Consider the following 22832-nt stretch of genomic DNA (forward strand, 5'->3'; position numbering starts at 1 on the left):
GGGGCCGGACCCGGGCCGCGGCTCCGGCCCGCGCCGCAGGCGCCCCCCGAGCCCTTGACTCCAGGAGTGCCCTCGCGCTCCAACGGGCCCTGGGCAATGCGGCGGTGACGCGCCTGCTGGAAGAGGAACGGGAACGGCAGGAGGAGTCGGCCCGGCCCGGCGGGGCGGAAGCCGCGCCCGATGTGCAGCGTTCCGCCGTCCAGAACGTCCTCCGGGCCCCGGGGCGCCCCCTGGACGCCGCGCTCAAGGACGACATGGAGAGCCGGTTCGACGCCGACTTCTCCGACGTCCGCCTGCACACCGGCGCGGCCGCCCGGGACTCCGCCGCCGAGATCGGTGCTCGCGCCTACACCTCCGGAAGCCACATCGTGATCGGCGACGGGGGCGGCGACCAGCACACGCTCGCCCACGAGTTGACCCACGTCATCCAGCAACGCACGGGGCCCGTCTCCGGCACCGAGGACGGAACCGGTCTGCGGATCAGCGACCCCTCCGACCGTTACGAGCGCGAGGCCGAGGCGAACGCCTCGCGGGTGCTGTCCCGGCCGCCGGCCCACAGCCCGGCGGCAGAGAGCGCGGGCCATGCCCCGTCCTCCCCCGACACCGCGGCCACCGTTCAGCGGCGCCCCCGGGAGAAGCCCGCCGAGGAGGAGGGCGACCACACGCACGTGGACCCCGACTACCCCGGGCTGCGACTGACGCTGGACCAGGCCCTGACCGACGAGTACTACGAGACCATCTTCAAGCTCGGCGGATCCGAAGAACGTGTGATCTTCGACGGAGACGGCAGCTTCGGCTACATCAAGGTCGACGAGGGGCTCCAGACCTACTACAGCCTCGTCAGCGGCGACATCGGGGCCCAGGAGGCCCAGGCGAATCTGAGCGGCCACTTCTCACCGCAGCGGGACAGCAGTTACCACGTCCGGGCCAACGGCAAGCAGTTCCAGGACGCCCGGATCAACAGCCTCCAGGACTTCGAGGCCGCGGGCGTCGGACCGGGCCAGCTGGTCGAGGTGAGCGTGGCGCTGCTCGGCCAGGCGAGCGGTCGCGCGGAGACCGTGGCGGGCGGGCTCGTCGAGAGCCGGCTCGACAACGCGACCACCGGCATGCGGAACAGCGCCGCCCTCGATCCGATCAAGATCCGCGTCACGTCGAGCGGCATCTCCATCTCGGACGGGAACCACCGGCTCGCCGCGGCCACCCGCGAGGGCCACGCCTACGCGCCGTGCATGATCGTCTGATCCGCCGGCCCCCCGACGCCCGCCCCGCGCCCCCGGGCCTCGACGGGGCCGGGCCAGAGGCAGAGGGCAGACGGCAGGCCTAGGTGCTGCTGACGGCGACAGCGGTCCCCGCCGAAACCGCCGCCACCGTCCGCAGCACCGCCGCGTTCACCGCTTCCGCGCCCCAACTGCTCCGCTCCAGCTCCTTCGCCCGCTTGTAGACCTTGCCGGACCACGGGATGGAGCGGTGCAGCGTCGGGAGCGTGCCGCTCGCGGAGAGCAGTCCGGCCAGCGCCGCCGTACGGTCGTCGGGCTCGGCCCCGTCGACCAGGACGGCCCGGACCTTCTCCACCAGGGCTTTCTTGTACCCGGTGTCCGCCACCGAGATCGACGTCGTACGGAACAGGCCCAGGGTCTTCTTCGTCTCCTGGCGCAGCACGCCCCGCTCGACCAGCCGGTCGAGCACCGCCTCCCGCTTCCCCACCCCCGTACCGATCTCGATCAGCAGGGTCTGTACGCCGCGCACCCGCTCGCCGACCTTCGCCTGGGCGGCCCGGAGCAGCGAATCCGACGGCGTACGGCCGGCGACGGCGTGCACCTTCACGCCGTTGAGGCCCGTGTCGTTCTCGTCGGCCCTGATGTGCCCGCCGAGGCCCAGCTCCACGAGCAGTGCGCCGCCGAGCGTGTAGTACAGCGTGCCCGCCCCCGCGATGGCCCCCGACGTGTCGTCCATCATCAGCAGCGTCAGGTCTTCGACGATGAGCAGGTCGTTCTCGGTCTTCTTCTGCATGGCCTCTGTCCAACCGTCGGCGTCCGGTGCGCGGGTCTCCCTCCAGCCTGCCCCGCGCGGGCGGAGGAGAGCGGTGCGCCCTGTCACCACTGTTCATGACAGACGTCATGTCCGGGCGTACGGCGGGGCCACCGGCCCCAGGGAAGCGCCATTAGCATCCGGGGGAAACCCGAACGGACGAGGACAGAGGAGGAGCGGCACGTGCGATTCGCGCTGGAAGCACTGTTCGCGGACGTGTCCGCCGAGCAGGTCGCCGAGGCCCGGGACTTCTACCGGTCGCGGGCGGCAGGCCGGGGGCCCGCCAGCTTCGACGAGCTCAAGGAGGCGCGGGCGAAGAAGCCCGCCCCTCGTGCCGCCGTGCCGCCGCCCGCCGAGGAGACGGTCGAGGCCGCCGGAGTACGCGTCCCGGTCCGGATCTTCCTGCCGTCCGGCGGTCCGCCCCGGGGTGTCCACCTGGAGATCCACGGCGGGGGCTTCTACATGGACTCCGCCGCGCACAGCGACGTACGCAACCGGGCTCTCGCCGACGCCCTGCACACCGCCGTCGTCGGTCTCGACTACCGGCTCGCACCCGAAGCCCCGTGGCCGGCCGCGCCCGACGACTGCGCAGCGGTGGCCCTCTGGCTCGTCGAGCGGGCCGAGGCCCGCTTCGGGACCGCACGGCTCACGATCGGCGGGAGTTCCGCCGGGGCCACGCTCGCCCTCGCGACCCTCCTCCGGCTACGGGACCGGGGCGTCGTCGACCGGTTCGCCGGGGCGGCGCTCCGCTTCGGCACCTACGACCTGAGCGCGCACACCCCGAGCGGCCGCCTCATCGCGGACGAGTACTTCATCCAGGCGTACGTCGGCCACGTGCCGGACCGCGACCGCACCCTTCCCGACATCTCTCCCCTCTACGCCGACCTGAGCGGGCTTCCCCCTGCCCTGCTGGTCGTGGGCGCCGAGGACATCCTGCTGGAGGACAACCTGACCATGGCCGGGCGGCTGTCGGCCGCCGGGAACGACGTCGAGCTGCGCGTCTACCCAGCCGCGCCCCACGGCTTCACCGGCCATCCCACCGCTCTGGCCGCCACCGCGCTCGACGGGATCAACTCCTGGCTGCGCGAGAGGATCGGCTGAGCGAACGAATCAGCTGGGCAACCGGATCAGCGGTCGCCCCTGACCCTGGCGTGCAGATGCATGTCGTGCCGCCCGTCGTCGTGCACGGCCGAGCTGCGCTTGGTCCCCTCCAGCACGTAGCCGGCCCTGGTCGCGACCCGGCAGGAGGCGTCGTTGCGCGTCGAGTGGTCCAACTCCAGCCGGTGGAAGCCGACGTCGTCCAGCGCCCACGCACTGACCGCCGCGAGCGCGCGGGGGGCGACCCCCGCGCCGCGTGCGGCCGGGAGCACCCAGTACGCCGCGTTCGCGACGCCGTCTTCGAAGTCCACGCCCCGCAGGGCCATCCTGCCGAGGACCTCGCCGCTGTCGCGGGCGACGGCCCAGTGGCAGCCCTTCTCCCGCTCCCAGTCCTGGCGGTACCCGTCGAACCACTCCTCCACCTGGGCCACGGTCGAGGGGCGGTGCGTGTGCCAGCGGCGGGTTCCCTCGTCCTCGTACGCAGAGAGGAAGGCAGCCGCGTCGGCCCGCTCCCACGGACGCAGCAGCAGCCCGCCACCGGCTACCGGAATCACGGGTTGCGGAGCGCCGGCGAGACAGCCGGAGGCCAGGGTGGGTGGCGTCGACAACGTACGGGTCATGGCGTCATGGTCGCCTATACCCGGCTGACAGTGGATCTCCCCCTGCCTACGCTCAGCCCATGAACATCTTCTACGGGGGTGACGGCCGGTACCTGGAGATGCGCAACGGCGGTACGGCGGTGTTCGTGGACGTCCTCGTGCTCGCCGTGTCCGCCCTGGCCCGCGAGCCCTGGCACTTCCGCTTCGCCGCCCTGCTCACCCTCCAGGACCAGAGCGTCATGGGTCGCGGAGTCGTCGGCTTCGACCTGGCGGAGCTCGACTGGGGAGACACCCCGCAGGAGCAGGCGACGGCGAAGGACTGGCTGCTGCGCGTCCTCGACCTGGCGCTGACCCGTCACCGCTGGGACGAGCTGACCTACGAACCGCCTTACGCCGAGGGGTACTTGCGCACGTACCGGGCGATGGTGGAGGCGTTCGACCCGGCGACGGCCGAGCCCGGTAGGGATGTCCTGCCCGGGCCGGAGGACGCCGCGATGGCCTCGTGCGTACGCCACCGGGTGCTGGACGCCCTGCCGTACTGGGCGGGGTGCGTGTTCTGCACGGCCGGGGTCTGAGGGCCCGTGCCCCCGGCAGCCCTGCCGCGTCAGTGACGCCCGCCGCGCTCCCAGCGCTGCGCCGTGAGTTCCGCGGGCAGTCCACCGGTCAGCCGTTCCGCGAACGGCCGGACCAGTCCCCGCGCTTCGTCCGGGAGCGCCCGCACGGCCGCGACCACTCCCGTCGTGCCGGTCCCTCCGTCGTCGACCAGCGCGGCCACGAAGATGAGCCGACTGTCCGTCTCCGCACCCGACAGCCCCCGCGGCTCGAAACCATCCGGAGCACCCGCCGACAGCGGCCACTGAGCGGTGACGAGGGTGTAGGGGACGTCCACCTCGGGTTCACAGCTCACCAGCACGTCAGCCGGGACGACCGTGAGATCGCGGTAGAGGCCCGCCTTCCAGAACGGTTCCTCCCGCGCGAACCGCTCCGCCGCGGCCCGGTCCGCGAGGTCGACGACGTGGACGCTCCCCGTGTGCTCCTCCCCGTCGTCGGACACGGTGGGGCCGCGGAGTATCAGCCGGTCCTCGAACCGGTCCATGTAGGACCAGTGCTCCTCGGACAGTTCCATCAACTGGTCGGCGACATCCGGCTGGTCCGGGGCGTACACGTAGAACGGCATGCCGTGACCGTACCGGGACTCCTGACGCGGACCCTCTCCGCCTGACCCGGAAGACAGGCGGAGAGGGCGCGGGCCTCACTCCCCCACGTACTCCGCGAGGTGCTCGCCCGTCAGCGTCGAGCGGTCGGCGACCAGGTCGGCCGGGGTGCCCTCGAAGACGATCTTGCCGCCGTCGTGGCCCGCGCCGGGGCCGAGGTCGATGATCCAGTCGGCGTGGGCCATGACCGCCTGGTGGTGCTCGATGACGATCACCGACTTTCCGGATTCGACCAGGCGGTCCAGCAGGCCGAGGAGCTGCTCCACGTCCGCGAGGTGCAGGCCGGTGGTCGGCTCGTCGAGGACGTACACGCCGCCCTTGTCGCCCATGTGCGTCGCCAGCTTCAGGCGCTGGCGTTCGCCGCCGGACAGGGTGGTGAGCGGCTGGCCGAGGCTCAGATAGCCGAGGCCGACGTCCGCGAGGCGGTCGAGGATCTTGTGTGCGGCGGGGAGGGCCGCCTCGCCCGAGGAGCCGAAGAACTCCTCGGCCTCGGTGACCGACATCGCCAGGACCTCGCTGATGTCCCGGCCGCCGAGGTGGTAGTCCAGGACCAAGGGCTGGAACCGCTTGCCCTCGCAGTCCTCGCAGGGGCTGGAGACGCTGGCCATGACGCCGAGGTCGGTGAAGATGACGCCCGCGCCGTTGCAGGTGGGGCACGCGCCTTCGGAGTTGGCGCTGAACAGGGCGGGCTTCACGCCGTTGGCCTTGGCGAAGGCCTTGCGGATCGGCTCCAGCAGGCCGGTGTACGTCGCCGGGTTGCTGCGGCGGGACCCCTTGATGGGGCTCTGGTCGACCGAGATGACGTTCTCGCCCGCCGGGATCGAGCCGTGGACCAGCGAGCTCTTTCCGGAGCCGGCGACGCCCGTGATGACGGTGAGGACGCCGAGCGGGATGTCGACGTCGACGTCCTGGAGGTTGTGCGCCGTCGCACCGCGGATCTCCAGCGCGCCGGTGGGCTTGCGGACCCCGTCCTTGAGGACGGCCCGGTCGTCGAGGTGGCGGCCGGTGACGGTGTCGGAGGCGCGGAGCCCTTCCAGGGTGCCTTCGAAGCAGACGGTGCCGCCCGCCGTACCGGCCCCGGGGCCGAGGTCGACCACGTGGTCCGCGATGGCGATGGCCTCCGGCTTGTGCTCGACGACCAGGACCGTGTTGCCCTTGTCGCGCAGGCGCAGCAGGAGGTCGTTCATGCGCTGGATGTCGTGCGGGTGGAGGCCGATGGTCGGCTCGTCGAAGACGTAGGTGACGTCGGTGAGCGAGGAGCCGAGGTGGCGGATCATCTTGACGCGCTGGGCCTCGCCGCCGGACAGGGTGCCGGAGGGGCGGTCCAGGGCGAGGTAGCCGAGGCCGATCTCCACGAACGAGTCCAGCGTCTGCTGGAGGGCTTCGAGCAGCGGGGCGACCGAGGGTTCCTTCAGGCCGCGGACCCATTCCGCGAGGTCCCGGATCTCCATGGAGCAGGCGTCGGCGATGGAGATCTTCTTGATCTTCGAGGAGCGGGCGCCCTCGGTGAGCCGGGTGCCCTCGCACTCGGGGCAGGTGGCGAAGGTGACCGCGCGGTCGACGAACTCCCGGATGTGGGGCTGCATCGCCTCGCGGTCCTTGGAAAGGAACGACTTCTGGATCTTGGGGATCAGACCCTCGAAGGTGAGGGTGGAGCCCTCGACCTTCACCTTGGTCGGCTCCTTGTAGAGGAAGTCCTGCATCTCCCGCTTGGTGAACTTGGCGATCGGTTTGTTCGGGTCGAGGAAGCCGGACTCGGCGTAGATCCGCACGGTCCACCAGCTGTCCGACTTCCAGCCGGGGATGGTGAACGCGCCCTCGGCGATCGACTTGGAGTCGTCGTAGAGCTGGGTGAGGTCGATGTCGGAGACCGACCCGCGGCCCTCGCAGCGGGGGCACATGCCGCCGGTGCGGCTGAAGGTCGCCTTCTCCGTCTTCTTGTTGCCGCGCTCGACGGTGATCGCACCGCTGGCGGTCACCGAGGGGACGTTGAAGGCGAACGCGCCGGGCGGGCCGATGTGCGGCTTGCCGAGCCGGCTGAAGAGGATGCGGAGCATGGCGTTGGCGTCGGTGGCGGTGCCGACGGTGGAGCGGGGGTCGCTGCCCATGCGCTGCTGGTCGACGATGATCGCGGTCGTCAGGCCGTCGAGGACGTCGACGTCGGGGCGGGCCTGGGAGGGCATGAAGCCCTGGACGAACGCGGGGTAGGTCTCGTTGATCAGCCGCTGGGACTCGGCGGCGATGGTGGCGAAGACCAGCGAGCTCTTGCCCGAGCCGGAGACCCCGGTGAACACCGTCAGCCGGCGCTTCGGCAGCTCGATGCTGACGTCCTTCAGGTTGTTCTCCCGCGCACCGTGCACGCGGATCAGGTCGTGGCTGTCGGCAGCGTGCGGCGCGGGCGGCTGCGGGGTCTTCGTTCTCGGAGCCATGCTCGTCGTCTCTCCATCACGGGAACTGGTGCCACTGGATTACGGGTGCCACTGGACAGCTGGTGCCACTGGACTGCTGGTGCGCGGAGCCTACTGTCCGTGCGTGGGGCCGGGGCCCGGATTCCCGGGCTCCGGCCCCTGGGGGCGGTGGGGCGGGTGCTACTTCTTGGCCTGGGTGATGCGCAGCATGTTCCCGGAGGGGTCCCGGAAGGCGCAGTCGCGGACGCCGTACGGCTGGTCGATCGGCTCCTGGAGCACTTCGCCGCCCGCGGCGCGGACCTTCTCGAACGCCGCGTCGACGTCGTCGGAGGTGAGGATGACGCCGCGCAGCATGCCCTTGGCGAGCAGCTCGGCCATGGTCTGCCGGTCGGCGGCCGGGGCGTTCGGGTCGGCGAGCGGGGGCTCCAGGACGATCTCCACGTCCGGCTGCGCGGGGGACCCGACGGTCACCCAGCGCATGCCTTCGAATCCGACATCGTTGCGTACCTCCATTCCCAGGGCGTCGCGGTAGAAGGCGAGCGCCTTGTCGTGGTCGTCGACGGCGATGAAGCACTGCGAGAGCTTGATGTCCATGGATTTCACGCTACGGGCGGGGCCTCCGATCCGCTTCTCCATTCCTGACCGGTCGCGTCAGCATCTTGGCGACGCACGCGGGGACGGTCTCGCCGGCGTCGTGGGGGCGGGCCCGGTAGGCGCTGGGGCTCTCCCCGACCAGCTCCGTGAAGCGGGAGCTGAACGAGCCCAGCGACGTACAGCCGACGGCGAAGCAGACGTCCGTGACCGACAGGTCGCCCCGGCGCAGCAGTGCCTTGGCCCGCTCGATACGGCGGGTCATGAGGTAGCTGTACGGGGTCTCGCCGAAGGCGGCGCGGAAGCTGCGGGAGAAGTGGCCCGCCGACATCAGGGCGTCGCGGGCCAGCGAGGGGACGTCGAGCGGTTCGGCGTACTCGCGGTCCATACGGTCACGGGCCCGGCGCAGCCGGACCAGGTCCTCCAGCCTCACGTCATCACCTTCCTCCCGTCGCCGCCGTCGTCTCCGTTCGATGGTCCCCCACGCCACTGACAATCGGGCCGCTCCCTGCCCTCGGCCGGGTCCGTCGCGTGCCGAGCATCACCCTGGACAGCGACCGCAACCGGCGGGTAACTTCGAAGGGAGTCTGAGCAAGCGCTTAGCCATGTTCCGCGAGTTTCCGCGAATCGACTGCCGACCTAGGAGGCATCCCGTGCGCCGTACGGTATTCAACGAGGACCACGAGGCGTTCCGGGAGACCATCCGCGCCTTCATCGCGGCGGAGGTCGTGCCGGTCTACGACGAGTGGTTCGCCGCGGGCCAGGCTCCGCGCGACTTCTACCTCAAGCTGGGCGAGCTCGGCATCTTCGGCATCGAGGTCGACGAGGAGTACGGCGGCGCGGGCATCGACTCGCACAAGTACGAGGCCGTCATCTACGAGGAGACCGCCCGCGCGGGCGTTTCCTTCGGCGGCTCCGGCGTGCACACGCTGCTCGGCCTCCCCTACATCAAGATGCTCGCCACCGACGAGCAGAAGAAGCGCTGGCTGCCGAAGTTCGCGAGCGGCGAGGAGATGTGGGCCCTCGCGATGACCGAGCCGGGCACCGGCTCCGACGTCGCCGGCATGAAGACCACCGCGAAGCTCTCCGAGGACGGCACGCACTACGTCCTCAACGGCGCCAAGACCTTCATCACCGGTGGCGTCCACGCCGACCGCGTGATCGTCTGCGCCCGTACCGCCGCCCCGCGCGAGGACGACCGCCGCTTCGGCATCTCCCTCTTCGCCGTCGACACGAAGTCCGAGGGCTACTCGGTCGGCCGCAAGCTCGACAAGCTGGGCCTGAAGGTCTCCGACACCGCCGAGCTGGCGTTCGTCGACGTCAAGGTCCCGGTCGAGGACCTCATGGGCGAGGAGAACAAGGGCTTCGGCTACCTCGGCACCAACCTGGCCTCCGAGCGCTGGGGCATCGCCTTCGGCGCGTACGCCCAGGCCGCGGCGGCCGTCCGGTTCGCCAAGGAGTACGTCCAGGACCGCACGGTCTTCGGCAAGACCGTCGCCTCGTTCCAGAACACCAAGTTCGAGCTGGCCGCCTGCCAGGCCGAGGTGGACGCGGCCCAGGCCGTCGCCGACCGCGCCCTGGAGGCCCTGGACGCCGGTGAGCTGACGGCAGCAGAGGCCGCCTCCGCGAAGCTGTTCTGCACCGAGGTGGCGCACCGCGTCATCGACCGCTGCCTCCAGCTGCACGGCGGCTACGGCTTCATGAACGAGTACCCGATCGCCCGCCTGTACGCGGACAACCGCGTCAACCGCATCTACGGCGGCACCAGCGAGGTCATGAAGTCCATCATCGCCAAGTCCATGGGCCTGTAAGGGATTACCTTCCCTCCATGAACGAGAGTCCCGATCCCCTGCTCGATCTGCTCCACCTGCTCGACCTGGAGCAGATCGAGCGGGACATCTTCCGGGGCGAGAGCCGCAGCGCCCTCGTGCCCCGGGTGTTCGGCGGACAGGTCGCGGCCCAGGCGCTCGTCGCCGCGGGCCGCACCGTCCCCGCCGACCGGGGAGCCCACTCCCTGCACTCCTACTTCCTGCGGGCCGGCGACCCCGGCGCGCCCATCGTCTACACCGTCGACCGCATCCGCGACGGGAAGTCCTTCACCACCCGCCGCGTCGTCGCCGTCCAGCACGGGCAGCCGATCTTCCACCTCTCCGCGTCCTTCCAGACGCACGAGGAGGGCATGGAGCACCAGGCCCCCATGCCCGCCGCCCCGGATCCGGAGACCCTGCCGACGGCCGCCGAGATGCTGCCCCGGTACGCGGACCGCTTCAGCGATCCCAGCGTCGTGGACCGGCTGATCGAGGCGCGGCAGGCGGTGGACCTGCGGTACGTGGACGCACCGCCGTTCGGCACGGTGGGCGAGCCGCGCGAACCCCGCTCCCAGGTGTGGTTCCGGACGAACGGCAAGCTCGCCGACGACCCGCTGCTGCACGTCTGCATGGCGACGTACGTCTCCGACATGACCCTGCTCGACTCGGTGCTCCTCGCCCACGGGCGGGGCGGCTGGGCGGTCGGGGACGTGGTCGGGGCCAGCCTGGACCACGCGATGTGGTTCCACCGGCCGTTCCGGGCGGACGAGTGGCTGCTGTACGACCAGGAGTCACCGTCGGCCTCCGGCGGACGCGGCCTGGGCCAGGCCCGTATCTACACCGCCGACGGCCGCCTCGCGATCACGGTCATCCAGGAAGGCGTCGTCCGCATCCCGCGAGGATGATGTGCGTCCCGCGAGGATGAACGGCTCCTGAAGCCGCGGTTCCGACATACTCCCCACCATGAGCGACGCGCAGGCGAGCAGGGAAACCGATGGTGGGGAGTCCACCTTCACCGTGATCGTGGCGGCCCTCGCCAACCTCGGCATCGCCGTGGCCAAGGCCGTCGCCGGTCTGATCAGCGGCTCCAGCGCGATGCTCTCCGAGGCGGCCCACTCGGTCGCCGACACCGTCACCGAGGTCATGCTCCTCACCGCCCTCAAGCGGAGCGAGAAGCCGGCCGACGAGGACCACCCCCTCGGTTACGGCCCCGAGCGCTACATCTGGGCGATGCTCGCCTCCATCGCCACCTTCGTCGGCGGGGCCGTCTTCTCGATCTACGACGGCGTGCACACCCTCGTCGCGGGCGAGGAGCTGGGCGACCCGCTCATCTCCTACATCGTCCTGGCCGTCGCCTTCCTGCTGGAGGGCTATTCGCTGCGCACCGGGGTCAAGCAGGTGCGGCGCGAGGCGTCCCGGCTGCGGGTGCCGGACACGTACTACCTGCGCCACACCCCCGACACGGCCGTCAAGGCCGTCGTGATGGAGGACTCGGCGGCGCTGATCGGCCTGCTGCTGGCGGCGGGCGGTCTGCTGGGCGGGCAGCTCTCCGGCTCGGGTGTCTGGGACGGGATCGCGTCCTGTCTGATCGGCCTGCTGCTCGTGTACGTCGCCTGGGTGCTCGGCCGGTCCAACGCCCAGCTGCTCATCGGGCGGCCGCTGCCCGAGGCGGTGCGGGCCCGGGTACGCGAGGAGCTGCTGTCGGTGCCGCACATCGTGGAGGTGCTGGAGCTGACCACGCTGATCCAGGGGCCGGACGAGATCCTGATCGCCGCGAAGATCGACTTCCGGGACATGGCCACCGCCGCGGAGGTCGAGTGGGCCTGCGAGGAGGCGGAGGCCCAGTTGCGCGAGCGGTTCCCGTCGGTCCGGCGGGTGTATCTGGACCCGACGCCGGGGCGGGCGCAGCGACTGCGGCGCGGCGGTTCCTGAGATCTACGGCGTCAGCTCCGCCACCGTCTTCGCGATCCGCCGCTCCCGTGTGTCCTGCGCCTTCGCGCCCTCGATGGAGGTCACGTGCGCCTTCTGGCGGCTGGGCGAGAGGGCCGCGAACGCCTGCGCCGCCCCGGGGGCCGCCGCCAGTGCCGCCGCGAGGTCCCCGGGCGGCTCGACCGTGCGGGGCGCGGTGTCGAGGGTCAGCTCCACCTCGATGGCGTCCCCGCCGCCGATGCCGGTCGCCTTGCGCTTGTCCGAGCTGAACGGGATGAGGTACTGCCCGCCCATCGGGGCGATCGTCGAGCGGTACGCGTATCCGTTCACGGTCACGTTCACCGGCGGGCGCTTTCCCGCCCCGAGGGCCTCGACCACGTCCTCGGGGACCTCGATACCGGTGTTGTTCCCGCTCTGGAACATCGTCGTGCTGAACTTCATGGCCCGCACCCTTCGTCTCCGCCGGCTGTCGTCAGGGCAGACGCCCGCCACGCCGGAAACTCATCGCCGACGCCCCTACGCGACAGGCTCCTCCTCTTCCAGCAGCCCCGCCGCGTGCAGCAGGTAGTCCGTCATCGGGTCGTAGAAGCGCGGGTCGGTGACGTGGTCGTCCAGCGGGACCGTGACCTGGAGGGTGCCCTCCGACTCGCCGAGGAAGAGGGCCGGGTCGTTGCAGTCGGCGTAACCGATCGCGTCCAGACCCCGCTGTCCCGCGCAGCCCGCCCAGCCGTGGTCGGCGACGACCAGGTCGGGCAGCGGGCGGCCGAGATGGGCCATGGCGTCGAGGATGGCGGCCATCGGGGCCGGGGAGTGGGTGTGCCAGAGGGTCGCGCCGCGTTCCAGCATCGCGACGTCGGCGAACTGGAAGACCATGCCCTCGTCCGCGATCAGCCCGGACGGGATGCGGACGATCTCGCAGCCGGCCCGGCGCAGCGCGTCCGCCGTCTGGCGGTGCACGTCCAGCAGGCCGCCGGGGTGGCCGGTGGCGAACAGGACCCGCTCACGGCCGTCGGCGGCCTTGCGCAGGCGGGCCGCCATCCGCTCCAGGGCGTCGACCGTCAGCTCGGGGTCGATGGTGTCCTGGCCCTGCCGGTGCGCGGGGTCGTCGATCACCCCGCAGCGCTCGGCCATCACGGCGAGGACGTCCTGCTCGTCGGTCCAGCGGTCGCCGAGCTCCAGACCGAGCCAGTAGTGGCGGTCGCCGTTGGCGAGCTTGCGGTAGTGGGAGAGGTTGTTGTCGCGTGGCGTGGCGACGTCCCCCGCGATACGCGTACGGACGAGGTGGTCGACGAGGGCGGCGCGGCTGGGTATCGGCATGGCCCCATTGTGCCGTCCGGTGTGCGGACTGTGCCCGGTTCCTGATCATCGGAGGGCATCGACGGAGGACATCGACGAACGGCGGGGTGCGGCCGTCAGGCGCTCCGGGGGCTCGGGCTGAGTCCTTCGACGGCGAGGGCGAAGAGGCGGTCGGCCTGGACGGAGGGTTCGGTGTGGTGCTCGGTGGCCAGGGCGATGCCGACGGCGAGGGTCAGCAGGTCGTGGAAGGTGGTACCCGCCCTGACCGCCCCGTCGCGCAGGGCCCGGCGGAGCAGCGGAGTGGCCGCGTCCTCGATCACCGCCCCGCAGGAGTGCTGCCCGGGTCCGGCGGGGGCGTCGGTGGGGGGCTCGAAGGTCAGGGCGTCGGCGAGGCCGCGGGCGCCGACGGCGTACGCGAGGAGGTCGTGCAGCCACTCCAGCAGGGCGGCGCGGCTGTCCTCGGCCCGGCTCAGCTCCTCGGCGCGCTCGCACAGGCCCTGGATGCGCTCCTGGAAGACGGCTTCGAGCAGGGCCTGCCGGGTGGGGAAGTGGCGGCGCACGGTGGCGGAGCCGACGCCCGCCGTGCGGGCGACCTGTTCGAGGGAGGCGGCGGCCCCGTGCTGGGCGACCTCGGCCTCGGCCACGGCGAGGATGCGGCTGTAGTTGCGGCGGGCGTCCGCGCGCTGACCGGTCACTCTCTCTCCCTGTTTGCTAAGTGGTGGGCCCCGCCATATCGTAGCCGGGAAGGAAACGGCGGGCCCCGCCGTTTTGCGTTCCCGCGCCGCGAGGAGACATCGCCATGGCATCGAATACCGCCCCCGTACTGGTCACCGGCGCCACCGGACGCCAGGGCGGGGCCACCGCCCGGGCCCTGCTGGCCGCCGGCATCCCGGTGCGCGCACTGGTGCGCGACCCGCACACGCGGCGCGCGAAGGACGTCGAGGCGCTGGGCGTCGAGCTGGTGACCGGGGACCTGGCCGACCGGTCCTCGCTGGACGCGCCCTGCGCGGGCGTCCGGGCCGTGTTCTCGGTGCAGATGCCGCCGATGGACGCGAGCGGAGTCGACTTCGCCGGGGAACGGGCGCAGGCGGCGAACCTGATCGAGGCGGCGCGGGCTGCGGGCGTGTCCCAGTTCGTCCAGTCCTCGACCAGCGGCGTCGGGGCTCACACGGAGACGCCCGGCTGGGCGGAGGGCCACTGGGCCGCGATGGCCCCGTACTTCGACACCAAGCAGGCGATCCTGGAGCAGGTGCGCGGGGCGGGGTTCGCCCGCTGGGCCGTCGTCAAGCCCGCGTTCTTCATGGAGAACCTGCCCCAACTGGCGCCGAACGGGCCCGAAGGCGGCCTGGCGACCGTGATCCGGCCGGACACGGTCCTGGCGCTGGTGGCGAGCGAGGACATCGGCGCGGCCGTCGCCCACGCCGTACAGGAGCCGGACCGGTTCCACGGGGTGGAGCTGGAACTGGCGGGTGACCGCCTCACGATGGAGCAGGTCGCCGAGGTGCTGTCCGCGGCCTGGGGCGTACCGGTGACGGCCCCGTCGATGGACCTCGGCGAGGCGCTCGCGGCGGGGATGCCCGCGTGGGGTGCCGGCCATCTGTGGAGCAACGCCATCACCCAGCCGGCCCGCCCCGAGCTCGCACGGGAACTCGGCATTCCGGTGACCTCGTTCGCCACCTGGGCGCACCGGCACCTGTCGCCGTCGACCTGAGAGGGCAGCGGTCCTGAGGGCGGTCCGTACGCCGGGCGCCCTAGGACACCGCCGTGAGGACCGTCACCACGGTCACCGCGGAGATCGCCGCCTGGAGATTGCGGATCGCCTCGCGCACACTCACGCCCACCCAGTGCCCCTCGGCGATCTCGGCCATGCGCGGGTCCACCTGCTTCTTCGGCAGGCCGGGGAAGGCCTGCGGGTGCATCCCCGTGGCGTGCACCAGGGCGACGAGCGCGCTGGTGCGGGCGTCCGGCTCGGCCCCCTCCAGCACCGCGGCGGCCAGCCGGGCGCGCAGCTCCCGTTCGACGGTTCCGTCGGCCTCCGGGTAGCGGCGCACCGGGAAGACGCCGAGGGCCCGGTGCTTCTCCTCGGTCACCAGGCCGCGGGCGACGAGGCTGTCCACGACGTCCTGGGAGCCCTTGGCGTGGTCCCGGGTCAGCCAGGCGACGACCTTGCGGCTGCTGGAGGTCTCGTGGACCCAGCGCGTGAGCCGGTCGAGCCGGCCGTCCAGGAGGGCGTCGCCCGTCGGGGTCGGGTCGAAGACCTCGACGCGGCCGCCCCTCACCGTGACGCGCCCCGCCATGACCAGCTCCAGGAGCATGCCGGCCGCCACGCCCCAGCGGGCGGCGGTCTCCCCCTTCGCCGCGCCGGACTCGTCGTCCAGCGACAGCAGCATGATCTCTTCGCCCAGTGAGACGGTCATGGCGCGGCTCCCCGATTCGTAGCGTATGGACCGGTCGTTGCGTGTTGACCGGAGAGACGTACGTACCCCGCTCATGGTTGCTCGGAACCCCGAGCCGCCCGGCCGGAAAAGCCGCAGCTCAGGAAGGTTCCGCCGCGGCGAAGGCGCCCCGGGCCAGCCGGTGCAGCAGAGCGGCGGTCGCCGCGCGGCCGGGCAGGGCGTCGGGGCGGGCCAGGTGCGGGGTGGAGTTCAGCAGGCCGAAGACGGCGTGCACGGTGACCCGGGCCCGGTTCTCGGCCAGGGACGGGTAGAGGGCGCGGACGACGCCGACCCAGACCTCGACGTACTCGCGCTGGAGGCGGCGCACCCGCTTGCGGTCCGTGTCGCGCAGCCGGTCCAGCTCCCGGTCGTGGAGGGTGATGAGGGGGCGGTCGTCGAGGGCGAAGTCGATATGGCCCTCGATGAGCGCGTCCAGGAGGGCCTCCGGGGAGCCGTCACCCCGGGCCTCGTCCTCCGCCACCCGCAGCCGTCCGCCCTCCAGCAGGCGTTCGCTGATGCCCACCAGCAGTTCGGCGAGCATCGCGTCCTTGCCGGGGAAGTGGCGGTAGAGGCCGGGGCCGCTGATGCCGACGGCGGCGCCTATCTCGTCGACGCCGACACCGTGGAAGCCGCGCTCGGCGAAGAGGCGGGCGGCCTCCCGGAGGATCTGCTCGCGGCGGGTGGGGGCCGCGACGCGGGCGGCGGCATGGGTGCTCATGAGGATTCATTCTAGACAGGGTCGTTAGCGGTCGTTAACCTGAGGGAAACGCGTTAACGCTCATTAACAGCAGGGCAACGCATTTCACCACTGCGGTACGGGCAAGGGGGCTCGACACGATGCAGCAGGCACCGGTCCTGGCGAGCGCGGCCGATCCCGCCTCGGAGGCCTGGCAGGCCAACGAGGCGGCGCATCGCGCGCTCTCCGACGACCTGGCGGGACGTCTCGCCACGGCACGGCTGGGCGGGGGTGAGAAGGCACGGGCCCGCCACGAGGCGCGCGGCAAGCTGCTCCCCCGGGACCGGGTGGACACCCTTCTCGACCCGGGCTCGCCGTTCCTGGAGCTGGCCCCGCTGGCGGCGAACGGGATGTACGGGGACCAGGCCCCGGCCGCGGGCGTCATCGCGGGCATCGGGCGGGTCTCCGGCCGGGAGTGCGTGATCGTCGCCAATGACGCGACGGTCAAGGGCGGCACGTACTACCCGATGACCGTGAAGAAGCACCTGCGCGCCCAGGAGGTGGCTCTGGAGAACCGTCTCCCCTGCCTCTATCTGGTCGACTCGGGCGGTGCGTTCCTGCCGATGCAGGACGAGGTCTTCCCCGACCGGGACCACTTCGGGCGGATCTTCTACAACCAGGCCCGGATGTCGGGGGCGGGCATCCCGCAGATCGCGGCGGTGCTGGGTTCCTGTACGGCGGGCGGGGCGTACGTCCCGGCGATGAGCGACGAGGCCGTCATCGTCCGCAACCAGGGCACGATCTTCCTCGGCGGCCCGCCGCTGGTGAAGGCCGCGACCGGCGAGGTCGTCACGGCGGAGGAGCTGGGCGGCGGCGAGGTCCACTCCCGGACGTCGGGGGTCACCGACCATCTCGCGGAGGACGACGCGCACGCGCTGCGGATCGTCCGCAACATCGTCGCGACCCTCCCGGACCGGGCCCCGCTCCCCTGGTCGGTCGAGCCGGCCGAGGAGCCGAAGGTGGACCCGGCCGGGCTGTACGGGGCGGTCCCGGTGGACTCCCGCACCCCCTACGACGTCCGCGAAGTGATCGCGCGCGTGGTGGACGGCTCCCGCTTCCAGGAGTTCAAGGCGGAGTACGGGCAGACCCTGATCACCGGCTTCGCCCGGATCCACGGCCACCCCGTCGGGATCGTCGCGAACAACGGCATCCTGTTCTCCGAGTCCGCCCAGAAGGGCGCGCACTTCATCGAGCTGTGCGACCAGCGCGGCATCCCGCTCGTCTTCCTCCAGAACATCTCCGGCTTCATGGTCGGCCGGGACTACGAGGCGGGCGGCATCGCCAAGCACGGCGCGAAGATGGTCACGGCGGTGGCCTGTACGCGGGTGCCGAAGCTGACGGTCGTCGTCGGCGGTTCGTACGGCGCGGGCAACTACTCCATGTGCGGCCGGGCCTACAGCCCCCGCTTCCTGTGGATGTGGCCGAACGCCAAGATCTCGGTGATGGGCGGCGAGCAGGCGGCCTCCGTCCTGGCCACCGTCAAGCGCGACCAGCTGGGCGACGACTGGAGCGCCGAGGACGAAGAAACGTTCAAGGCCCCGATCCGCGCCCAGTACGAGACCCAGGGCAACGCCTACTACGCCAGCGCCCGGCTCTGGGACGACGGAGTGATCGACCCCGTGGACACCCGGCAGGTCCTCGGCCTCGCCCTGACCGCCTGCGCCAATGCCCCGCTGCCCCAGAAGGACCCGGCCGGGCCCGGCTTCGGCGTCTTCCGGATGTGAGGAACAGATGACGACGATGTTCGACACCGTTCTGGTCGCCAACCGCGGCGAGATCGCGGTCCGGGTGATCCGGACCCTGCGGGAGCAGGGCGTGCGCTCGGTCGCGGTCTTCAGCGACGCGGACGCGGACGCCCGGCATGTCCGGGAGGCGGACACGGCGGTACGGATCGGCCCGCCGCCGGCCGCCGAGAGCTACTTGAACGTGCCGGCGCTCCTGGAAGCGGCCCGCCGCACGGGAGCGCAGGCGGTCCACCCCGGCTACGGATTCCTGGCGGAGAACGCGGAGTTCGCGCAGGCGTGCGCGGACGCAGGGCTGGTCTTCATCGGCCCGCCCGCCGCCGCGATCGCGCTCATGGGCGACAAGATCCGGGCCAAGGAGACGGTAGCCGCGTACGGGGTCCCGGTGGTCCCCGGCTCCTCCGGCAGCGGTCTGACCGATGCCCAACTGGAGGAAGCGGCACGGGAGATCGGCACCCCGGTCCTGCTGAAGCCCTCCGCCGGCGGCGGCGGCAAGGGCATGCGCCTGGTCCGCGACGCTGCGGTGCTGGGCGAGGAGATCGCGGCGGCGCGACGGGAGGCCCGTGCCTCCTTCGGCGACGACACCCTGCTCGTCGAGCGGTGGATCGACCGCCCGCGCCACATCGAGATCCAGGTCCTGGCGGACGCCCACGGCAACGTGATCCACCTGGGCGAGCGCGAGTGCTCGCTCCAGCGCCGCCACCAGAAGATCATCGAGGAGGCGCCGAGCGTCCTGCTGGATGCGGAGACCCGGGCGGCGATGGGCGAGGCAGCAGTCCAGGCGGCGCGCAGCTGCGGCTATGTCGGGGCGGGGACGGTGGAGTTCATCGTCCCGGGCAACGACCCGTCCTCGTACTACTTCATGGAGATGAACACTCGCCTCCAGGTCGAGCACCCGGTGACCGAGCTGATCACCGGCCTGGACCTGGTGGAGTGGCAGCTGCGGGTGGCGTCCGGCGAGCAACTCCCGTACGCGCAGCAGGACATCACGCTCACCGGCTGGGCGATCGAGGCGAGGGTCTGCGCCGAGGACCCCTCCCGCGGCTTCCTGCCCTCCGGCGGTACGGTGCTGGCGCTGCGCGAGCCGCAGGGCGGCGGGGTGCGGACGGACTCGGGGCTCAGCGAGGGCGTGCCGGTGGGCAGCCTGTACGACCCGATGCTGTCGAAGGTCATCGCGTACGGCCCCGACCGCGCGACGGCGATCCGCAAGCTGCGGGCGGCCCTGGCGGACACGGTGATCCTGGGCGTCCCGACCAACGCGGGCTTCCTGCGCCGCCTGTTGGCGCACCCGGACGTGGTCGCGGGCAACCTGGACACCGGCCTGGTGGAGCGCGAGGCGGAGGGCCTGGTGCCGGACGGCGTCCCGGACGAGGTGTACGCGGCGGCTGCGGCGGTACGCCTCGACGCCCTGGCCCCCCGGCCGGACGCGGGCGGCTGGACGGACCCGTTCTCGGTGCCGAGCGGGTGGCGGACGGGGGGTGTGCGGGCGCCGCTGCTCTTCCCGTTGCGCGTAGGGGGACTTGAACCCGTTACTCACGGTGCCCCCGCCGGAGCGACGGTCACAGCGGACCGGGTCACGGTCGAACTCGACGGCGCGGTGGGCCACTTCCACCGGTCCGGCGACTGGCTCGGCCGGAACGGCGACGCCTGGCACGTCCAGGACCACGACCCGGTGGAGGCGTCCCTGAGCGGGGCGGGCCGGAGCGGGGCGGACACGCTGGCGGCCCCGATGCCCGGCACGGTCACGGTGGTGAAGGTGGCCGTCGGGGACGAGGTCGAGGCGGGGCAGAGCCTGCTCGTGGTGGAGGCGATGAAGATGGAGCACGTGATCTCCGCCCCGCACGCGGGGACGGTGACGGAGCTGGACGTCTCGGCGGGCGCGACGGTGGCGATGGACCAGGTCCTGGCGGTCGTGGTCCCGGTCGCCGACGGGGAGGACGCATGAGCACGCCAGGGCTCCCCATGAAGGTCCCGGCCCCCGGCCTCCCGGCCCGGGTCCGTATCCACGAGGTGGGCGCGCGGGACGGACTGCAGAACGAGAAGCGGGCTGTCCCGACCGAGGTGAAGGCCGAGTTCATCCGCCGCCTGGCGGTGGCGGGCCTGACCACGATCGAGGCGACGAGCTTCGTGCATCCGCAGTGGGTGCCCCAACTGGCGGACGCCGAGCAGCTGTTCCCGCTCCTCGGCGACATCGCGGACGTGGGCGACGTGGCCCTCCCCGTCCTGGTCCCGAACGAACGCGGGCTGGACCGGGCGCTGGCGCTCGGGGCGCGGTCGATCGCGGTGTTCGGCTCGGCGACGGAGACGTTCGCGGCGCGCAATCTGAACCGTACGGTCGACGAGTCGCTGGCGATGTTCGAGCCGGTCGTGGCCCGCGCGAAGGCGGACAAGGTCCGGGTGCGCGGGTATCTGTCGATGTGCTTCGGCGACCCGTGGGAGGGCGCGGTCCCGGTCGCCCAGGTGGTGAGGGTGGCCAAGGCCCTGATGGACCTGGGCTGCGACGAGCTGTCGCTGGGCGACACGATCGGGGTGGCGACGCCGGGCCACGTAACGGCGCTGCTGACGGCGCTGAACGACTCCGCCGTGCCCACGGAGGCGATCGGCGTGCACTTCCACGACACGTACGGCCAAGCGCTGTCGAACACCCTGGCGGCGCTCCAGCACGGGGTGAGCACGGTCGACGCCTCGGCGGGCGGCCTGGGCGGCTGCCCGTACGCGAAGAGCGCCACGGGGAACCTCGCCACCGAGGACCTGGTCTGGATGCTCGAAGGACTGGGCATCGAGACGGGCGTCGACCTGGCCGACCTGACCGCCACCAGCGTCTGGCTGGCCGAACACCTGGGCCGGCCGAGCCCGTCCCGCACGGTCCGCGCCCTGACCCCTCCCCCTTCTTCCTCTCCCACAAGGAGTGAGTGACCCCATGTCCCTGGACCACCGGCTGACCGCCGAACACGAGGAACTGCGCCGCACGGTCGAGGAGTTCGCGCACGATGTGATCGCGCCGAAGATCGGCGACCTCTACGAGCGCCATGAGTTCCCGTACGAGATCGTGCGCGAGATGGGCCGCATGGGCCTGTTCGGGCTGCCGTTCCCGGAGGAGTACGGCGGGATGGGCGGCGACTACCTGGCGCTCGGGATCGCCCTGGAGGAGCTGGCCCGGGTCGACTCCTCGGTGGCGATCACCCTGGAGGCCGGGGTTTCGCTGGGCGCGATGCCGCTCCACCTGTTCGGCACGGAGGAGCAGAAGCGCCAGTGGCTGCCGAAGCTGTGCGCGGGCGAGGCGCTGGGGGCGTTCGGCCTGACCGAGCCGGACGGCGGCTCGGACGCGGGCGGCACGCGGACGACGGCGGTGCTGGACGAGGCGACGAACGAGTGGGTGATCAACGGCTCGAAGTGCTTCATCACCAACTCGGGCACGGACATCACGGAGTTGGTGACGGTCACCGCCGTGACCGGCCGCAAGGAAGACGGCCGCCCGCTGATCTCGGCGATCATCGTCCCCTCGGGCACCCCCGGCTTCACGGTCGCGGCCCCCTACTCCAAGGTCGGCTGGAACGCCTCGGACACCCGCGAGCTGTCCTTCACGGACGTCCGCGTCCCGGCGGCGAACCTCCTGGGCGAACAGGGCCGGGGCTACGCCCAGTTCCTCCGCATCCTGGACGAGGGCCGCATCGCGATCTCGGCCCTGGCCACGGGCCTGGCGCAGGGCTGCGTCGACGAGTCGGTGAAGTACGCGGCCGAGCGCCACGCGTTCGGCAGGCCGATCGGCGCGAACCAGGCCATACAGTTCAAGATCGCCGACATGGAGATGCGCGCCCACATGGCCCGCATCGGCTGGCGTGACGCCGCCTCGCGCCTGGTCGCGGGCGAGCCGTTCAAGAAGGAGGCGGCGATCGCGAAGCTGTACTCCTCGACGGTCGCGGTGGACAACGCCCGCGACGCCACGCAGATCCACGGCGGCTACGGCTTCATGAACGAGTACCCGGTGGCCCGGATGTGGCGCGACTCGAAGATCCTGGAGATCGGCGAGGGGACGAGCGAGGTCCAGCGGATGCTGATCGCGCGGGAGCTGGGACTGCCGGGCTGAGCTGCCGGCTGATGCGCTGACTGCTGCCGCCCCGTCCACCGTGGATCACTCTGCGGCGGGCGGGGCGGATGAGCGGGGGCTCGCCGGCGTTACGGGCGGACCTCCGACGTGACCTTGAACGGGCCTTCGGCGGCGGCCACGCACGGGACGACGTCCGATACCGCACCCGCCGCCAGACCCGATTCGCAGAGCCGGCCGCCGTTCTCGCGCAGGTCGAGGTGGAAGCGGGTCTGCCTGCCGTCCTGCCTTCCCGGCCGCCCCGGGCCTCGCCCGGAGAGCCGGGCGGCTCAGCGCCAGGCGTGGCGGATCCTCAGCCGCCCGTATCCCACCGCCCCGGAGAAGCGGATGCGCGGTGCGTCGGGGCGGGACGGCTGCCGGGGCCGGTAGCGCAGGTCCTTCCACCCGGTCGTCAGACCCTCGACCTCGACGATCGCGTCCCTCGGCACGGTGATGTTCGCGTTGCCGGTGCCGAGGCGCAGCTCGATGTCGACGACCGGATACGTGATGACCGCCCGGGACAGGTCCAGGCGCACCCGCCCGAAGGCGGACTCGACCGTGAGGGTCCTGGGCACCTGCCACGCGCCGCGCCGGGTGATCCGGCCCCCGGCGGCCGCGATCGTCGCCGTCGTCCCCGGGTCCTCCGCCGGGAGGCCGTCCAGGGCCGCCGCGAGCTCGCCGTAGGTCGTGGCGGCGAGCACCCGGTCAAGGCGGTCGTCCATCTCCTCGTGCGCGATGCGCTGTTCGGCGTACGCCTCCCGCACGCGCGACACGGCGCTCTCGCGGTCGTCTTCGCCCACGCGCGTCGAGGCGCTTCGCTGAGGTGAGGTCACGGCTTCACCTTAGCGCCGCACCAACCGCCCG

At 71.9% G+C, this 22832-nt stretch carries 23 protein-coding genes; 11 read left to right on the forward strand and 12 right to left on the reverse strand.

Annotated elements, in window-relative coordinates:
* The first annotated feature begins 104 nt into the window (after positions 1 to 104).
* Positions 105 to 1241 carry an eCIS core domain-containing protein gene (locus IE134_RS19080; RefSeq protein WP_189431163.1) on the forward strand — a complete coding sequence of 379 codons (1137 nt, stop codon included), beginning with the start codon at positions 105 to 107 and terminating at the stop codon, positions 1239 to 1241.
* A 79-nt stretch (positions 1242 to 1320) separates the two neighbouring features.
* Here the strand turns inward: IE134_RS19080 and IE134_RS19085 are convergent, their stop codons facing one another.
* Complete coding sequence (locus IE134_RS19085; RefSeq protein ID WP_189431165.1) at positions 1321 to 2010, reverse strand: GOLPH3/VPS74 family protein; 690 nt, start codon at positions 2008 to 2010, stop codon at positions 1321 to 1323.
* Positions 2011 to 2211: 201 nt separating this feature from the next.
* Between IE134_RS19085 and IE134_RS19090 the strand changes: the two genes are divergently transcribed.
* Positions 2212 to 3129, forward strand: coding sequence for an alpha/beta hydrolase (locus tag IE134_RS19090; protein ID WP_189431167.1), 918 nt, complete (start codon positions 2212 to 2214; stop codon positions 3127 to 3129).
* 26 nt (positions 3130 to 3155) lie between these two features.
* On the opposite strand, the gene IE134_RS19095 is transcribed toward IE134_RS19090, so the two are convergent.
* Positions 3156 to 3746 (reverse strand): GNAT family N-acetyltransferase, encoded by a 591-nt coding sequence (locus tag IE134_RS19095; RefSeq protein ID WP_189431169.1) that lies wholly within the window; start codon positions 3744 to 3746, stop codon positions 3156 to 3158.
* Between the two features lie 59 nt (positions 3747 to 3805).
* On the opposite strand from IE134_RS19095, the gene IE134_RS19100 reads away from it, so the two are divergent.
* The gene (locus IE134_RS19100) at positions 3806 to 4300 is read left to right on the forward strand and encodes a hypothetical protein (protein WP_189431171.1); all 495 of its coding nucleotides are present in this window, start codon (positions 3806 to 3808) and stop codon (positions 4298 to 4300) included.
* Positions 4301 to 4329: 29 nt separating this feature from the next.
* On the opposite strand, the gene IE134_RS19105 is transcribed toward IE134_RS19100, so the two are convergent.
* The 4 genes from IE134_RS19105 to IE134_RS19120 all read right to left on the reverse strand — a co-directional run bounded on the left by IE134_RS19105 (position 4330) and on the right by IE134_RS19120 (position 8371).
* Positions 4330 to 4902 (reverse strand): YciI family protein, encoded by a 573-nt coding sequence (locus tag IE134_RS19105; RefSeq protein WP_189431173.1) that lies wholly within the window; start codon positions 4900 to 4902, stop codon positions 4330 to 4332.
* Between the two features lie 75 nt (positions 4903 to 4977).
* Positions 4978 to 7368: an ATP-binding cassette domain-containing protein gene (locus tag IE134_RS19110; protein ID WP_030708487.1), complete on the reverse strand. Its 2391-nt coding sequence runs from the start codon at positions 7366 to 7368 to the stop codon at positions 4978 to 4980.
* A gap of 159 nt (positions 7369 to 7527) precedes the next feature.
* Entirely contained in the window at positions 7528 to 7941 is a 414-nt protein-coding gene (locus IE134_RS19115; protein ID WP_010062862.1) for a VOC family protein, read from the reverse strand.
* 10 nt (positions 7942 to 7951) lie between these two features.
* Positions 7952 to 8371, reverse strand: coding sequence for a helix-turn-helix transcriptional regulator (locus tag IE134_RS19120; RefSeq protein WP_032785156.1), 420 nt, complete (start codon positions 8369 to 8371; stop codon positions 7952 to 7954).
* Positions 8372 to 8591: 220 nt separating this feature from the next.
* Between IE134_RS19120 and IE134_RS19125 the strand changes: the two genes are divergently transcribed.
* From IE134_RS19125 to IE134_RS19135, 3 genes are read left to right on the forward strand one after another with little or no spacing between them, the layout of a single operon-like run.
* On the forward strand, positions 8592 to 9749 hold the full coding sequence (locus IE134_RS19125) for an acyl-CoA dehydrogenase family protein (protein WP_030708492.1): 1158 nt from the start codon (positions 8592 to 8594) through the stop codon (positions 9747 to 9749).
* Between the two features lie 17 nt (positions 9750 to 9766).
* Positions 9767 to 10651: an acyl-CoA thioesterase gene (locus tag IE134_RS19130; RefSeq protein ID WP_007452771.1), complete on the forward strand. Its 885-nt coding sequence runs from the start codon at positions 9767 to 9769 to the stop codon at positions 10649 to 10651.
* 58 nt (positions 10652 to 10709) lie between these two features.
* Positions 10710 to 11678: a cation diffusion facilitator family transporter gene (locus IE134_RS19135; RefSeq protein ID WP_098016971.1), complete on the forward strand. Its 969-nt coding sequence runs from the start codon at positions 10710 to 10712 to the stop codon at positions 11676 to 11678.
* Between the two features lie 3 nt (positions 11679 to 11681).
* Here IE134_RS19135 and IE134_RS19140 read toward each other — a convergent pair whose 3' ends face one another.
* The 3 genes from IE134_RS19140 to IE134_RS19150 all read right to left on the reverse strand — a co-directional run bounded on the left by IE134_RS19140 (position 11682) and on the right by IE134_RS19150 (position 13666).
* Positions 11682 to 12116 carry a YdeI/OmpD-associated family protein gene (locus IE134_RS19140; RefSeq protein ID WP_189431175.1) on the reverse strand — a complete coding sequence of 145 codons (435 nt, stop codon included), beginning with the start codon at positions 12114 to 12116 and terminating at the stop codon, positions 11682 to 11684.
* A 75-nt stretch (positions 12117 to 12191) separates the two neighbouring features.
* Positions 12192 to 12992 carry a phosphatase gene (locus IE134_RS19145; RefSeq protein ID WP_030708498.1) on the reverse strand — a complete coding sequence of 267 codons (801 nt, stop codon included), beginning with the start codon at positions 12990 to 12992 and terminating at the stop codon, positions 12192 to 12194.
* A 95-nt stretch (positions 12993 to 13087) separates the two neighbouring features.
* Positions 13088 to 13666, reverse strand: a complete 579-nt coding sequence (locus tag IE134_RS19150) for a TetR/AcrR family transcriptional regulator (RefSeq protein ID WP_189431177.1) — start codon at positions 13664 to 13666, stop codon at positions 13088 to 13090.
* A 104-nt stretch (positions 13667 to 13770) separates the two neighbouring features.
* On the opposite strand from IE134_RS19150, the gene IE134_RS19155 reads away from it, so the two are divergent.
* Positions 13771 to 14682: an NmrA/HSCARG family protein gene (locus IE134_RS19155; protein WP_098016969.1), complete on the forward strand. Its 912-nt coding sequence runs from the start codon at positions 13771 to 13773 to the stop codon at positions 14680 to 14682.
* A gap of 40 nt (positions 14683 to 14722) precedes the next feature.
* Here the strand turns inward: IE134_RS19155 and IE134_RS19160 are convergent, their stop codons facing one another.
* Positions 14723 to 15388, reverse strand: a complete 666-nt coding sequence (locus IE134_RS19160; RefSeq protein WP_098016968.1) for a GOLPH3/VPS74 family protein — start codon at positions 15386 to 15388, stop codon at positions 14723 to 14725.
* A gap of 118 nt (positions 15389 to 15506) precedes the next feature.
* Positions 15507 to 16124: an SACE_7040 family transcriptional regulator gene (locus IE134_RS19165; protein WP_030708508.1), complete on the reverse strand. Its 618-nt coding sequence runs from the start codon at positions 16122 to 16124 to the stop codon at positions 15507 to 15509.
* A 119-nt stretch (positions 16125 to 16243) separates the two neighbouring features.
* On the opposite strand from IE134_RS19165, the gene IE134_RS19170 reads away from it, so the two are divergent.
* From IE134_RS19170 to IE134_RS19185, 4 genes are read left to right on the forward strand one after another with little or no spacing between them, the layout of a single operon-like run.
* Positions 16244 to 17866 (forward strand): carboxyl transferase domain-containing protein, encoded by a 1623-nt coding sequence (locus IE134_RS19170; protein ID WP_030813210.1) that lies wholly within the window; start codon positions 16244 to 16246, stop codon positions 17864 to 17866.
* Between the two features lie 7 nt (positions 17867 to 17873).
* Positions 17874 to 19829: an acetyl/propionyl/methylcrotonyl-CoA carboxylase subunit alpha gene (locus IE134_RS19175; protein ID WP_189431178.1), complete on the forward strand. Its 1956-nt coding sequence runs from the start codon at positions 17874 to 17876 to the stop codon at positions 19827 to 19829.
* Complete coding sequence (locus IE134_RS19180) at positions 19826 to 20800, forward strand: hydroxymethylglutaryl-CoA lyase (RefSeq protein ID WP_189431180.1); 975 nt, start codon at positions 19826 to 19828, stop codon at positions 20798 to 20800. The genes IE134_RS19175 and IE134_RS19180 overlap by 4 nt, the downstream gene beginning before the upstream one ends.
* Before the next feature lie 4 nt (positions 20801 to 20804).
* Positions 20805 to 21971, forward strand: a complete 1167-nt coding sequence (locus IE134_RS19185; RefSeq protein WP_030708516.1) for an acyl-CoA dehydrogenase family protein — start codon at positions 20805 to 20807, stop codon at positions 21969 to 21971.
* A 287-nt stretch (positions 21972 to 22258) separates the two neighbouring features.
* Here the strand turns inward: IE134_RS19185 and IE134_RS19190 are convergent, their stop codons facing one another.
* Complete coding sequence (locus tag IE134_RS19190; protein WP_030708517.1) at positions 22259 to 22801, reverse strand: DUF1707 SHOCT-like domain-containing protein; 543 nt, start codon at positions 22799 to 22801, stop codon at positions 22259 to 22261.
* Positions 22802 to 22832: the final 31 nt, after the last annotated feature.

It is taken from the genome of Streptomyces rubiginosohelvolus, from assembly GCF_014649875.1.
Lineage (GTDB): Bacteria > Actinomycetota > Actinomycetes > Streptomycetales > Streptomycetaceae > Streptomyces > Streptomyces rubiginosohelvolus.